Annotated in this window: 12 protein-coding genes; 5 read left to right on the plus strand and 7 right to left on the minus strand. The window is 40.4% G+C overall.

All coding sequences use genetic code 11. The features are described from left to right. Nucleotides 1-25 precede the first annotated feature (25 nt). Together H7T99_RS08785 and add are read right to left on the minus strand one after the other, a co-directional pair. The gene (locus tag H7T99_RS08785) at nt 26-622 is read right to left on the minus strand and encodes a thymidine kinase (protein WP_021144015.1); all 597 of its coding nucleotides are present in this window, start codon (nt 620-622) and stop codon (nt 26-28) included. A gap of 184 nt (nt 623-806) precedes the next feature. Beyond that, entirely contained in the window at nt 807-1,817 is a 1,011-nt protein-coding gene (add, locus tag H7T99_RS08790) for an adenosine deaminase (protein ID WP_037600784.1), read from the minus strand. Nucleotides 1,818-1,989: 172 nt separating this feature from the next. On the opposite strand from add, the gene yghU reads away from it, so the two are divergent. From yghU to H7T99_RS08810, 4 genes are all read left to right on the plus strand, one after another. Then, the gene (gene yghU / locus H7T99_RS08795; RefSeq protein WP_037600781.1) at nt 1,990-2,778 is read left to right on the plus strand and encodes a glutathione-dependent disulfide-bond oxidoreductase; all 789 of its coding nucleotides are present in this window, start codon (nt 1,990-1,992) and stop codon (nt 2,776-2,778) included. Between the two features lie 79 nt (nt 2,779-2,857). Beyond that, a complete protein-coding gene (locus tag H7T99_RS08800) occupies nt 2,858-3,802 on the plus strand; it encodes a DHH family phosphoesterase (RefSeq protein ID WP_037600778.1) in 945 nt (314 codons plus the stop codon). Beyond that, a complete protein-coding gene (locus H7T99_RS08805) occupies nt 3,789-4,721 on the plus strand; it encodes an FAD:protein FMN transferase (protein ID WP_037600775.1) in 933 nt (310 codons plus the stop codon). The genes H7T99_RS08800 and H7T99_RS08805 overlap by 14 nt, the downstream gene beginning before the upstream one ends. A 105-nt stretch (nt 4,722-4,826) precedes the next feature. Further along, nucleotides 4,827-5,069 (plus strand): type B 50S ribosomal protein L31, encoded by a 243-nt coding sequence (locus H7T99_RS08810; protein ID WP_003093591.1) that lies wholly within the window; start codon nt 4,827-4,829, stop codon nt 5,067-5,069. A 126-nt stretch (nt 5,070-5,195) separates the two neighbouring features. On the opposite strand, the gene H7T99_RS08815 is transcribed toward H7T99_RS08810, so the two are convergent. From H7T99_RS08815 to gyrA, 5 genes are all read right to left on the minus strand, one after another. Beyond that, on the minus strand, nt 5,196-6,458 hold the full coding sequence (locus tag H7T99_RS08815) for an NRAMP family divalent metal transporter (protein WP_037600772.1): 1,263 nt from the start codon (nt 6,456-6,458) through the stop codon (nt 5,196-5,198). Nucleotides 6,459-6,597: 139 nt separating this feature from the next. Next, the gene (locus tag H7T99_RS08820; protein ID WP_037600769.1) at nt 6,598-7,566 is read right to left on the minus strand and encodes a DUF1002 domain-containing protein; all 969 of its coding nucleotides are present in this window, start codon (nt 7,564-7,566) and stop codon (nt 6,598-6,600) included. A gap of 114 nt (nt 7,567-7,680) precedes the next feature. Next, on the minus strand, nt 7,681-8,082 hold the full coding sequence (locus H7T99_RS08825; protein ID WP_037597911.1) for a VOC family protein: 402 nt from the start codon (nt 8,080-8,082) through the stop codon (nt 7,681-7,683). 36 nt (nt 8,083-8,118) lie between these two features. After that, nucleotides 8,119-8,880: a class A sortase gene (locus H7T99_RS08830; protein WP_037600766.1), complete on the minus strand. Its 762-nt coding sequence runs from the start codon at nt 8,878-8,880 to the stop codon at nt 8,119-8,121. Then, nucleotides 8,880-11,348, minus strand: a complete 2,469-nt coding sequence (gene gyrA, locus H7T99_RS08835; RefSeq protein ID WP_037600763.1) for a DNA gyrase subunit A — start codon at nt 11,346-11,348, stop codon at nt 8,880-8,882. Before gyrA ends, H7T99_RS08830 begins: the two co-directional genes overlap by 1 nt. A gap of 219 nt (nt 11,349-11,567) precedes the next feature. Here gyrA and H7T99_RS08840 point away from each other — a divergent pair, with 219 nt between their 5' ends. Continuing rightward, nucleotides 11,568-12,554 carry an L-lactate dehydrogenase gene (locus tag H7T99_RS08840; protein WP_037600761.1) on the plus strand — a complete coding sequence of 329 codons (987 nt, stop codon included), beginning with the start codon at nt 11,568-11,570 and terminating at the stop codon, nt 12,552-12,554. Nucleotides 12,555-12,709: the final 155 nt, after the last annotated feature.

The raw sequence follows: 12,709 nt of genomic DNA on the forward strand, positions 1-12,709 counted from the left end.
CTCCTTATATAACTAATAGTCATTTTTAGGCCTTATTCAAAGGGATTATGTTTTCTTGAGGGGGATTAAACCAGTGCTTTCGACAAACAGAGATATAACTCTCGTGTCCTCCAATTTGAACTTGTGCTCCCTCATAAACTGGCTTCCCATCCTCCATACGAAGGACCATGGTTGCTTTTCTCGAGCAATAATGACAAATGGTCTTGATCTCATCAATCTTATCAGACAAAAGCAAGAGATATTTAGAACCTTCAAAGAGATTGTTCTGAAAATCATTTTTGAGACCAAAAGCCATCACTGGGATATCTAACTCATCAACAATTCGTGCCAAATCATAGACATTCGCACGGGTCAAAAACTGTGCCTCATCAACTAAAACACAGTAAGGTCGTGGATCCATATTAGCAATGTAACCAAAAATATCCGTATCATCACCAATAGGATAGGCCTTCCGCTTCATGCCAATACGACTCGAGATATAGCCGACCCCATCTCGATTATCCAAACGACTGGTCAATAGTACCACTGGTTTTCCTTGTTCTTCGTAATTATAGGCAACCTTAAGAATCTCAATGGATTTCCCAGAATTCATGGTGCCGTAGCGAAAATAAAGTTGTGCCAAACCAGTCTCCTCTAAAATATGTATTGTACTTATTTTATCATAATTCCAAGCGTAAAAGGGAGGGAGACTGAACAATTTTTGAAAAAAGTTCGCCTCACTCCCTTATTTTTATGGTAGGTTTGACTTGTGTTTCAAATGGCTCAATCTTATCACCCTAATATAGTTTTACCAGTCTATTTACTTCCTATGAATAGGCTTTAGCCAATTTTTCAAGAAGTTCTTCTTTCTCCTCATCGCTAGCAAATGAAGCTTCGATTGCCGTCTTATTATGAACATAGAAGTCTTGAACTGAGCTATCAAAATGCTTGTGATAGAGTTCGTACTCTTTAGTCAGGTTTGTATCAGAAACGGTACGATTGTCCGTATTAATGGTAATATTAGCACCCGCCGCTTTCATTTTTAGATAAGGAAAATCATCAACTGTAACGGCTGCCTTGGTCTGGAGATTACTTGTTAAACATAACTCTCCTGTCACACCATTTTTAACAAACTCTTCCAGAAGCTCAGGCTCTTGAGCCAAGATCGTTGCATGACCATTACGCTTAATTCCCATGGCAATCGACTCAGCCAAAAAGGCTGGGCAACCACACTCACCAGCATGAAAAGTCATGTGACGGTTGTAACTTTGGACTTGTTCAATTAGAGGTTTAATCGCTTTAGGTCCATAATGATGCTCATCTCCGGCAAAATCAAAACCAACAAAGTCACTATCTTCAACCTTATTTGCTTCATTAAGAATACGAGCCGTTAAATCTTGATTTGATTGACGCATGCCACAAACTAAGGCCTTAGCTACAATTCCAAATTCTTCTTGAGCTTGACGTAAGCCTTGACAAACGGCATCAATGATTTCAGCGACAGTCAACCCCTTATCCATTGACAATTCGGGAGCAAAACGCACTTCAATATAGATAACATTTTCAAGAGCAGCCTGTTTAGCGACATCATAAGCCGCAATAGTCAAAGCTTCCTTTGTTTGAAGCAAAGGACGAATATAATCAAAAGCCTCTAGATAATCTAGGAGACTCTCACAGGTAGCCGGGGCTGTCACATGGTGTTTGAGCTCCGCATCATCCTTAGGTAACTCAATCTTTGCTAAGTCAGCTAGGTGACGAATAGTTTCCAATGATAGAGAACCATCCAAATGGCAGTGTAGTTCTGTTTTAGCCAACTTATGAAAATCAATAGCAGTCATTCTTTTCTTCCTCTCTAAACAATATGTTTTTATCAGTTAAAAATTAATTTTTACTATCTTATCATTCTTATAGAAAAAGTCAAGATGGCGCGCTAATAGGACGTAGTAGATTCTTGAAATGCCATTAGCATTTTGTTAGGATGTAACTATCAAGAATACAAGGAGAAACTTTATGTCTGACTATATTTTACCAGAAGTTTGGCAAAATCCAACCTCTATGGGAGGTGCCTGGGGCGGCCTCAATCAACCTACAGCTGGTGCACGTTTTGAACAAACTTTACCTAAAGGTGACCAACCTTTCCAACTCTATACTCTTCCGACACCTAATGGTATCAAGGCAACTATCATGCTTGAAGAACTAAAAGAACTCGGTGTTACTCAAGCGGGCTATGACGCTTATCGTATTAAGATTGGTGACGGTGACCAATTCGGATCCGACTTTGTTTCAATCAATCCAAACTCAAAGATTCCAGCCATGATGGATTACTCTGAAGACCAACCGGTTCGTGTCTTTGAATCAGCTAACATCCTGCTTTACTTGGCTGAAAAATTCGGAAAACTCATTCCAACTGATCACGCAAAACGTACGGAAGTTCTCAACTGGCTCTTTTGGCAAACAGGTGCTGCTCCCTTCTTAGGTGGTGGTTTTGGGCACTTCTTCCACTATGCACCTGAAAAAATCGAATATGCCATCAACCGTTTTGCTATGGAAGCCAAACGCCAACTTGACTTGCTAGATAAAGAATTAGCAACCAAACCTTATATTGCTGGTGATGAATACACTATCGCTGATATCGCAATTTGGTCTTGGTATGGCCGTCTTGCTCAAGATAAGATTTGGGACAAGGCTGGTATTTTCCTTGATGTTAAAGAGTACAAGCACCTTCAAGCATGGACTGAAAAAATTGCCAACCGTCCAGCGGTTAAACGTGGACTTGAAGTCGACTATAAAGATATCTAATTTTACAACGGTTTGCCTAGGCTAACCGTTTTTCTATTATTTCATGATATAATAGAAACAAAATCACAAGGAGATATTCATGACTGTATTTCAAGCTATTTTAGAAAAAATTAAAGCCCATGACACTATTATTATTCACCGCCACCAAAGACCTGACCCTGATGCCATTGGTAGTCAGGTAGGACTGAAGGAAATTTTAAAAACAAACTTTCCAGATAAAAAGGTTCTTGCGACAGGTGTCAATGAACCTACCTTATCTTGGATTGCTGAAATGGATAAGGTAACTGACCAAGACTATGAAGGAGCGCTTGTTATTGTTACCGATACAGCCAACACTCCTCGTATCGACGACGACCGTTTTGATAAGGGGGAATTTCTTATCAAAATTGACCATCATCCTAACGACGATGCCTACGGCGATCTCCTCTTAGTTGATACGACTGCTTCAAGTGCCAGCGAAATTGTGACTGACTGGGCTCTCACTCTTGGCCTTTCCTTGTCAGATGCCGCTGCTCGTGTTCTTTACAATGGTATTGTTGGCGATACAGGTCGCTTCCTCTTTCCGTCTACGACACCTAAAACACTTCAAATTGCGGCTAAACTTCGTGAATACGACTTTGATTTTGCAGCAATAGCTCGTCGTATGGATAGTTTCCCATTCAAAATTGCTAAATTACAAGGTTATGTTTTTGATAACCTAGAAGTCGATGAAAATGGTGCAGCTCGAGTTGTCTTGACACGAAAGATTTTGGATGAATTCAATGTCACTGATGCTGAAAGTTCTGCAATTGTTGGTACTCCAGGTCGTATTGATTGCGTCGAATCTTGGGCTATTTTCGTAGAGCAGCCTGAAGGGCATTACCGTGTACGTCTGCGCAGTAAAAGCATTGTCATCAACGAGATTGCTAAACGTCATGACGGTGGAGGCCACCCACTTGCTAGTGGTGCCAATTCCTACAGCTTAGACGAAAACGAACAAATCTATCAAGAAATCAAGGATACCGTTGCCCATGCAACTCACTAATCGTCGTGTACGTCTCATGGGGACTGTGATTGACGTCTCTATCTATCATGAAGAACCAGAACCCCTGCTAGACCAGGTTGAAGCACTCCTACATACCTACAATAAGCGTTTCTCAGCCAATGATGACAGTTCCGAACTCATGAAAATTAACAAGGCAGCAGGCTTACATTCGGTGACGGTTCACCCAGAGCTTTTTGAACTTATTGCTCTTGGAAAATGGCATAGCTGCCAACCTGAAAGTCACCTTAACATTGCCATAGGACCTCTCATTCAGACTTGGCGCATTGGTTTTTCGGATGCCAAGCTGCCTCTGCCTGAAGAAATTCCTCCGCTCCTGCAAATTATCAATCCCAATGCCATTGTTCTATCCGAGGAAAATCAAAGCGTTTTTCTCAAAGAAAAAGGGATGAAAATTGATCTTGGTGCCCTGGCAAAAGGATATATTGCAGATCGTATTGCAGATTTTCTTAAAGCGGAAAAAGTGACCAGTGCCCTGATTAATCTTGGAGGTAATGTTCTAACCTTTGGACCAGCTCTCCATAATCCTGATAAAAAATGGCGGATTGGTATTCAAAATCCCAAGGAGACTAGAAACACAAATCTTATGGTGCTTGCTATAAGAGACCAGTCTATTGTCACTTCAGGAATCTATGAACGCACTTTTGAAATAAATGGCAAAACCTATCATCATATTTTCGATAGTCAAACTGGCTACCCTGTCTCTTGTGATTTAGCTAGTCTTACCATCATTTCATCCCTCTCAGTCGATGGTGAAATTTGGACGACACGTTTATTTTGCTCAAGTCTAGAACGCATTTTCCAGGAAGTTAGTTCACAACCAAATCTTGAAGCTATCATCGTTGATAAAGATAATCGATGCTTTCAGACAAGTGGCATTTACAAAATGCGAATTTCCTAAAAAATAGTAAAAAAGACTTGTCAAGAAGACCACCTTTTGATAAACTAAAATAGTTAAAAAAACTATGGTGCGGAAAGTACCATGGCAGAAAGGAAATATTTTAACATGAAAAAAGATATCCATCCAGATTACCGTCAAGTAGTATTCATGGACACAACTACTGGTTACCAATTCCTTAGCGGTTCAACTAAACACTCAAACGAAACAGTTGAATTCGAAGGTGAAACTTATCCACTTATCCGTGTAGAAATTTCATCAGATTCACACCCATTCTACACTGGCCGTCAAAAATTCACTCAAGCAGACGGACGCGTGGATCGTTTCAACAAAAAATACGGTCTCAAATAAGCAACATCTTGTTGTTAAGCCATTCCAATTGGAATGGTTTTTTTGTATTCTCTTGGGTATATTCTCTCCTCCCCCCTCCTTTAAAATAAAAAAAAACAGCTTCCATATGGAAACCGTTTAATCCTATTAACCTGCTTTACCAATAGCCAAAGCCCAGATAAAGAAGAGGGCAAATCCGAACAAGAAAATCAAACCTGCAATAGCAAGACCTTTCAACCAAGTTGGAAGGTCTCTCTTTGCTTTTGTAACAAGTACATAATTCAAAAGCGCAAAGAAAGGTGTTGTAAGGAATGAACCAATCATGGCAAAACGAAGCATTGTTGCTACTTGACCTTGGAAGAAGAAAATAATGATGAGACCAAGAATAGCTGTCAGTGTCATCCAAACATTCAATGGTGTTTGATTTTTTTCTTTTTGGTTAAACAAAAGACGAAGAGAAATTTCGTTAACACGTGAATAACCATCGATAACAGTGATCACAGTACCAAAGATACATAAGAAAGCGATAAAGGTAATCAAATAGCGTGACCACTCACCAAGTACTGAGGCATACATACCAACAAACTGAGCAATATACTTAGCTGATGCTGCTTCTACTGGTTTACCAGTTGGATACTGGATAAGAGCACCGAGTGCTACAAAGAATACTGCAAGAATAGCTGTTCCGATGAAACCAACGTTAAAGTCAAAGAGGGCATCATCAGTGTTAAAATCAACCGTTTTCTTTTTCTCTGCTGACCAAAGTGAGTTAATGGCTGAAATTTCAATTGGAGCTGGCATCCATCCAAGAAGTGAAACAATAAATGGAAGGGCTGCTAATTTCCACGGTTTATTTTCAACGAAGTTAGCACTGTACTCTGGATGTTTGATTGCCGCAATAATAACTGCTGCTACTGTTGCAATAGTCAAGGCTGACATGATCCATTTAGCCATACCATCAAGAAGTTTGTAACCACCAAAAAGTAACATACCCCAAATGATTGCAACCAAAATGATTGACCATGTGGTAATACTCAAACCAAGCATTGGAAAGGCACTAGCAATGATGGCTGAACAAAGAATAGAAACACCTGCAGTATTAACCAAGGCTGAAAAGACATTCAAAATGAAGAATACCCAAAGATAGAACTTACCTTTCTCAGCATAACCTTCAACAAGGGTTTTACCCGTATCTGCGGTATACTCAGCACCAAAACGGAAGAATGGGTATTTAAAGAGGTTAGCTAGAATAACCAAGCCTAGCAAGGCCCATCCATAAGAACCACCCGCTTGAGTTGATGAAACGATGTGGGAACCACCTACGGCCACTGAAGCCATTAGGATACCAGGTCCCATTGCTTTTATTTTACTACGCCAGGTAGACTGACTAGATATACTTGTTTCTGACATAAGAGAATCTCCTAAAATAAATTTTCAGAATAATCTGAATTGATGTTTACCTTTTACACAATTGTTGGAATAATTTCAATAGAATTTCACATATTTTCTGAAAAATAGAAAAAAGCCATCCAAATGGATAGCTCTTTTACTATTTAGAAAGTCCTGTAAAGAAATCTACGATAGCTTGCCAGATTTGTGCAAAAATATTTTTGCTGTTCTCAACCGCTTTGTTGGCATTAAAGTTTAGGTTGATTCCAGAGAAAGTATTACCAGCTTTCGAAACGATAGAATCTTTAAGTGAACTCAAGGTTGACTTAAAGCTAGCACTATCAATGATTGAAGACTTAGATAAATTCATAGCAAAATTCACCAGAAGGTTAATTTGCGTATCAGAAAGATTCAAGTTGTAATTATTAATTGTTTGCTGAACAATCGTTTTAGCTTGGTCTTCAGTCAACTTATCCCCTTTATCAGCAACTGCTGACTTAATATCAGTCATAGCTACATTAAGCTTGTCCGCATCATAGTCACTCTTGCCTGAATTTTCCTCATTAATTTGAGAAAGGGTTTTGAGTTCCTCTTGCGCAAGCTCTTTGCTTTCATCTGAAACTTTAGCCCCATTTTGCTCAAGGGAATAGTAAATACCAGCCAAGGCACTTTCTCCAGTAACTGCGATTGGTGCTGCTACCGTAATCTTAGCATGTTCAATACCAAGTGTCGTGGCAGCATTACGGTACATATCTGGAGTGATTTTCGTGATATTTTGCGGTGTCACAATCTCTACACTCAAGGTTTCCTTAGCACCCAGCTTAGCAATCTTAACCGAAGAATATAGCTGAAGACTAGAATCGTCAGCCACATTCATGATATTGGCGTAAGCAGATGTCGTCAAGGTCTTGACATTAGTATCCTTACTACTATCATACCCTAATAAATTCAAGGTTTCATTTCGTTGCTCTTCCGACAATGAATACCCCATCACATAGTCTGGTTGAACATAAGATTCATCAATAACCTTTTGGACTTGTGAAGATGTTGCTGCTTGAGCAACCGAAGTAAAGGCTGTTACTGAAGCCAATATAGCCATCCCAGTAACAAGAAGTTTTTTCAATTTCATGTGTGTTTCCTTTCGAAAATAGAATAGTATTCCATAATCTCCTAAAGGACGACTGGCTCTAGGCTCAGTCGCTCACCTATTATACCATGACTTAAAAAATTAAGGTTAAAAAAACTACTCGTGCAACTCCAAAGGAAGACCATCTGGATCAGCAAAGAAAGTCATCTTTTCACCGGTAAAAGTGTCCTTGCGAATAGGTTGGCAGGAGATACCCTTTTGTTCTAACTCTTTGACGACCTCTTCAATATTAGTCACTCTGAAAGCTAAATGACGTAAGCCACATGCCTCAGGATAAGACGGACGTTTTGGGGGCTCCACATAGTTCGGATCACTGGTCTTATTGCCAAAGATTTCAAGTTCTATACCTCCACAGCGTAGGTCTAACTTATAATCATGACGTTCCGGACGGTGATTTTCCCGAATAATCTCAAAACCAAGTTTATTGACATAAAAATCTCGAGACAAGTCATAATCAGAAACAATAATAGCAACATGGTGCACTGTATTTAAAAACATATTTTCCTCCATTGAAAAAGGCCCGAAGGCCCTTTCTTAACTTTGAAATTGATTGTATGACTTATTAAAGGCTTCAATAATATCTGAACTTGCCTTATCAAAATCTACCTGTGATTTCAATTCACCTTTGACGATTGTACGCTGAGTTGCTTCGGCATCCGTACAAGTTACAAGGGTAACTTCAGACTTGCCAGGTGTATCATCAACTACTGCTACTTCAGTTGGTTGAACAACCTTCACCTCACTAATAACATAAGTATAGACTTTATTTTTATCCGTAAGATAAATCTTCATACCTTCCTTAGCCTTATCTAGCGGTGAAAATAGCATATCAGATGCACCGGCAATACCAAAGACGTGGTGGCTAGCTAGTGAATAGTTATTTTCACCACCCATGACTTGATCTTCTTTCATCGTTCCTGCACCGTAAGTCAACTCTGTATTGCCAAGTCCTTTGAAAATAGGGAGATTGATACCTACCTCTGGAATAGCAATACCACCAACGACAGGAAGCTCTTGAGCATCCATCTGTGCCTGCAAGACAGACTCTGTACTAATCGATTTAACGGTATCAAAGTCAAAGCTAGTCTTAGCTTCCTTGTTTTTCTCAATAGTCTTTTTAGAAACCTTGCTCACTTGATACTTATTTGTATTCCAAGCAATCACTGTGTTTCGAATAGACTTATTGAAAATCAAGGCTAGACCAACAACTAAGAGAACAACAATCAACACCCAGCGAAGAATATCAAGCCACTTACGGCGTTTTTTTGTTACGTTATTTTTCTTATCTTTGCTCATTAGTTGTCACCACTTTCTTGATCTTCGGAAGCTTGTTCAACTTCTTCTGGCTCAACTAAAGCAAAGGTTACAATACGAGCAGAGTCATCCAAACGCATGACCTTAACCCCTTGAGTGGCACGACCAGTTTGTGAAATATTAGCAACGGCAGTACGGATGATAACACCTGTATCGGTGATGACCATGATATCCTCATCACCAGACACTGTTACAATACCTGCTAGGTTACCATTCTTCTCTGTGATATTGGCAGTCTTGATACCTTTACCACCACGACCCTTCGTTGGGTATTCAGTAGCTGAGGTACGCTTACCGTAACCTTTTTCAGTGATAATCAAGACTTCTTGGTCTTCTGTAATGGCAGCTGCACCAACAACTTGGTCACCATCACGAAGAGTTACCCCTTTAACACCGGCAGCCATACGACTCATGCTTCGAATCGTATTTTCCTTGAAGCGTACACTGTATCCAAACTTGGTACCAATGACAATTTCTTCATTTCCTGTAGTCAAGAAAACATTGATTAGCTCGTCACCTTCTCTAAGTTTCAAGGCAATCAACCCATTTTGACGAATGTTCTTAAATTCCGCTTCTTTTGTACGTTTAACTAGACCTTGGCGAGTTACAAAGACAAGGTGATTATTTTCAGAAGCTTCATCACTCTTGGCGTTAATGACTGTTTGAATGGACTCACCTTCGTCCAACTTCAAGAGGTTGACGATAGGTAAACCTTTGGCTGTGCGACCGTATTCTGGGATTTCATACCCCTTAAGACGGTATACACGCCCCTTATTAGTCATGAAGTAAAGGTGATCATGAGTGCTTGTTGAGACAATATCACGAACAAAGTCATCATCGTTAACACCAGTACCTTGGACACCGCGACCACCACGTTTTTGTGAACGGAACTCGTCTTGGGCTAAACGTTTAATATACCCTTTATTTGAGAGAGTGATAACAACATCTTCTTCCTCGATGAGGTCCTCATCTTCAAGAGAAATAACTTCTCCGACCATAAGCTCTGTGCGGCGAGCATCTGCAAATTTACGCTTGCTTTCGTCCAATTCTTCCTTGATGATAGCAATGACACGTTCTGGTTTTGCCAAAATATCAGCTAAATCAGCAATCAGAGCCAAGAGATCATTGTACTCATTTTGAATCTTATCACGTTCCAAACCTGTCAAACGACGCAAACGCATATCAAGAATAGCTTGACTTTGACGTTCCGTGAGTTCGAAGCGAGCCATCAACTCAGCTTGAGCCTCAGCATCAGTTTGACTGTTACGAATAATCGTAATCACTTCATCCAAATGATCAAGGGCAATCAACAAACCTTCTAAAATGTGGGCACGTGCCTCAGCCTTATCCTTGTCAAACTGTGTACGACGAACCACAACTTCTTGTTGGTGAGCAATATAGTCAGCCAAGATTTGACGCAAAGAAAGGATTTTAGGAACACCCTTTTCTATGGCTAACATGTTGAAGCTGAAGTTTGTCTGAAGTTGCGTTAATTTGAACAAATTGTTCAAGATAACATTAGCAGAAGCATCACGACGCACTTCGATGACAAAACGTACGCCTTCGCGAGAAGACTCATCACGGACTGCTGTAATCCCTTCAATACGCTTTTCTTGAGCTAAACGAACGATATGTTCATGGACCTTAGTCTTATTGACCATGTAAGGAAACTCAGTAACAACAATACGCTCACGACCTGATTTAGTTGTTTCAATTTCGGTACGTGAACGAAGAACAATAGAACCCTTACCAGTTTCATATGCACGGTGAATACCAGATTTCCCCATGACCAAGCCACCAGTTGGAAAGTCTGGTCCAGGAAGAACTTCCATCAGTTCACGTGTTGTGACTTCAGGATTATCCATCATCAATTTGACAGCATCAATCGTTTCAGCCAAATTGTGTGGTGGGATGTTAGTCGCCATACCAACGGCAATCCCTGTCGCACCATTGACAAGAAGGTTTGGAATACGTGACGGAAGAACGATTGGCTCACGTTCTGATCCATCATAGTTATCTTGAAAATCAACGGTATTCTTATTGAGATCACGAAGCATTTCCAAGGCGATTTTAGACATACGCGCCTCAGTATAACGCTGAGCGGCAGCCCCATCACCATCCATAGAACCAAAGTTCCCGTGACCGTCAACCAACATGTAACGGTAGCTCCACCATTGCGCCATACGAACCATGGCTTCATAGATAGATGAGTCTCCGTGTGGGTGATATTTACCCATGACATCCCCGGTAATACGGGCAGATTTTTTATGTGGCTTATCAGGTGTCACCCCAAGCTCATTCATTCCATATAGAATACGACGTTGTACAGGTTTTAAACCGTCACGAACATCTGGGAGAGCACGAGACACGATAACACTCATGGCATAATCGATAAAGCTCGTCTTCATCTCAGACGTCAAATTAACGTCAATTAAATTATTATCTTGCACTCAAAAATGCCTCTTTTCTTTCATTCAAATCATTCCAAACTCTAATAAAAGAGAATAGAAAATTTCTATAATATTATACCATAAAACGCTTTACTTTTCAGTTGTGTAAACGCTTTCATCTATTATTTCCTTATTATTTCGTGACATCCATCACTTAAAGTGGTAGAATAAGCAGTGTACGGGGTAACCCAATTAAAAAATAAGGAGATGTTTAGACCCATGACTGCAACTAAACAACACAAAAAAGTCATCCTCGTTGGTGACGGTGCCGTAGGTTCATCTTACGCTTTCGCACTTGTAAACCAAGGTATCGCTCAAGAACTTGGTATCATCGAAATTCCACAATTGTTCGAAAAAGCTGTTGGTGATGCGCTTGACCTTAGCCACGCGCTTGCTTTCACTTCACCTAAAAAAATCTACGCAGCTAAATACGAAGACTGTGCGGATGCTGACCTTGTAGTTATCACTGCTGGTGCTCCACAAAAACCAGGTGAAACTCGTCTTGATCTTGTTGGTAAAAACCTTGCTATCAACAAATCTATCGTTACTCAAGTTGTTGAATCAGGCTTCAATGGAATCTTCCTTGTAGCAGCTAACCCAGTTGACGTATTGACTTACTCAACATGGAAATTCTCAGGATTCCCTAAAGAACGCGTTATCGGTTCAGGTACTTCACTTGACTCAGCTCGTTTCCGTCAAGCACTTGCTGAAAAACTTGGCGTTGATGCTCGTTCAGTTCACGCCTACATCATGGGTGAACACGGTGACTCAGAATTTGCCGTTTGGTCACACGCTAACATCGCCGGTGTAAACCTTGAAGAATTCCTTAAAGACACTCAAAACGTTCAAGAATCTGAATTGGTTGAATTGTTCGAAGGTGTTCGTGATGCCGCTTACACAATCATCAACAAAAAAGGTGCTACTTACTATGGTATCGCCGTTGCCCTTGCTCGTATCACTAAAGCTATTCTTGACGATGAAAATGCAGTACTTCCATTGTCTGTATTCCAAGAAGGTCAATATGGTGTAAGCAACGTCTTTATCGGTCAACCTGCAATCGTAGGTGCACACGGTATCGTACGTCCAGTTAACATCCCATTGAACGATGCTGAACAACAAAAAATGAAAGCTTCTGCTGACGAATTGCAAGCTATCATTGATGAAGCATGGAAAAACCCTGAATTCCAAGAAGCTTCAAAAAACTAATCTAACATTAGTTAAATAAAAGTCTCCAGTAGGAGGCTTTTTTCGTATTAGTCAAAACCACCCGTGAGAACGGGTGGCTTGCTCTTCGGCTGAAAGCCTCTGCTACCGGCCGAGGCCTAAAGGCCTACCGAATGGTTTCCCTTCAGCACCACCTT

Source organism: Streptococcus sp. 17.1 (assembly GCF_016648655.1).
Taxonomy (GTDB): domain Bacteria; phylum Bacillota; class Bacilli; order Lactobacillales; family Streptococcaceae; genus Streptococcus; species Streptococcus salivarius_E.

What these genes read in the sequence shown, in the direction of transcription:
- H7T99_RS08840 (WP_037600761.1), top strand. Translation starts at nt 11,568, where the DNA reads ATGACTGCAACTAAACAACACAAAAAAGTCATCCTCGTTGGTGACGGT.
- yghU (WP_037600781.1), top strand. Translation starts at nt 1,990, where the DNA reads ATGTCTGACTATATTTTACCAGAAGTTTGGCAAAATCCAACCTCTATG.
- H7T99_RS08800 (WP_037600778.1), top strand. Translation starts at nt 2,858, where the DNA reads ATGACTGTATTTCAAGCTATTTTAGAAAAAATTAAAGCCCATGACACT.
- add (WP_037600784.1), bottom strand. Translation starts at nt 1,817, where the DNA reads ATGACTGCTATTGATTTTCATAAGTTGGCTAAAACAGAACTACACTGC.
- H7T99_RS08815 (WP_037600772.1), bottom strand. Translation starts at nt 6,458, where the DNA reads ATGTCAGAAACAAGTATATCTAGTCAGTCTACCTGGCGTAGTAAAATA.
- H7T99_RS08810 (WP_003093591.1), top strand. Translation starts at nt 4,827, where the DNA reads ATGAAAAAAGATATCCATCCAGATTACCGTCAAGTAGTATTCATGGAC.
- H7T99_RS08805 (WP_037600775.1), top strand. Translation starts at nt 3,789, where the DNA reads ATGCAACTCACTAATCGTCGTGTACGTCTCATGGGGACTGTGATTGAC.
- H7T99_RS08820 (WP_037600769.1), bottom strand. Translation starts at nt 7,566, where the DNA reads ATGAAATTGAAAAAACTTCTTGTTACTGGGATGGCTATATTGGCTTCA.
- H7T99_RS08825 (WP_037597911.1), bottom strand. Translation starts at nt 8,082, where the DNA reads ATGTTTTTAAATACAGTGCACCATGTTGCTATTATTGTTTCTGATTAT.
- H7T99_RS08830 (WP_037600766.1), bottom strand. Translation starts at nt 8,880, where the DNA reads ATGAGCAAAGATAAGAAAAATAACGTAACAAAAAAACGCCGTAAGTGG.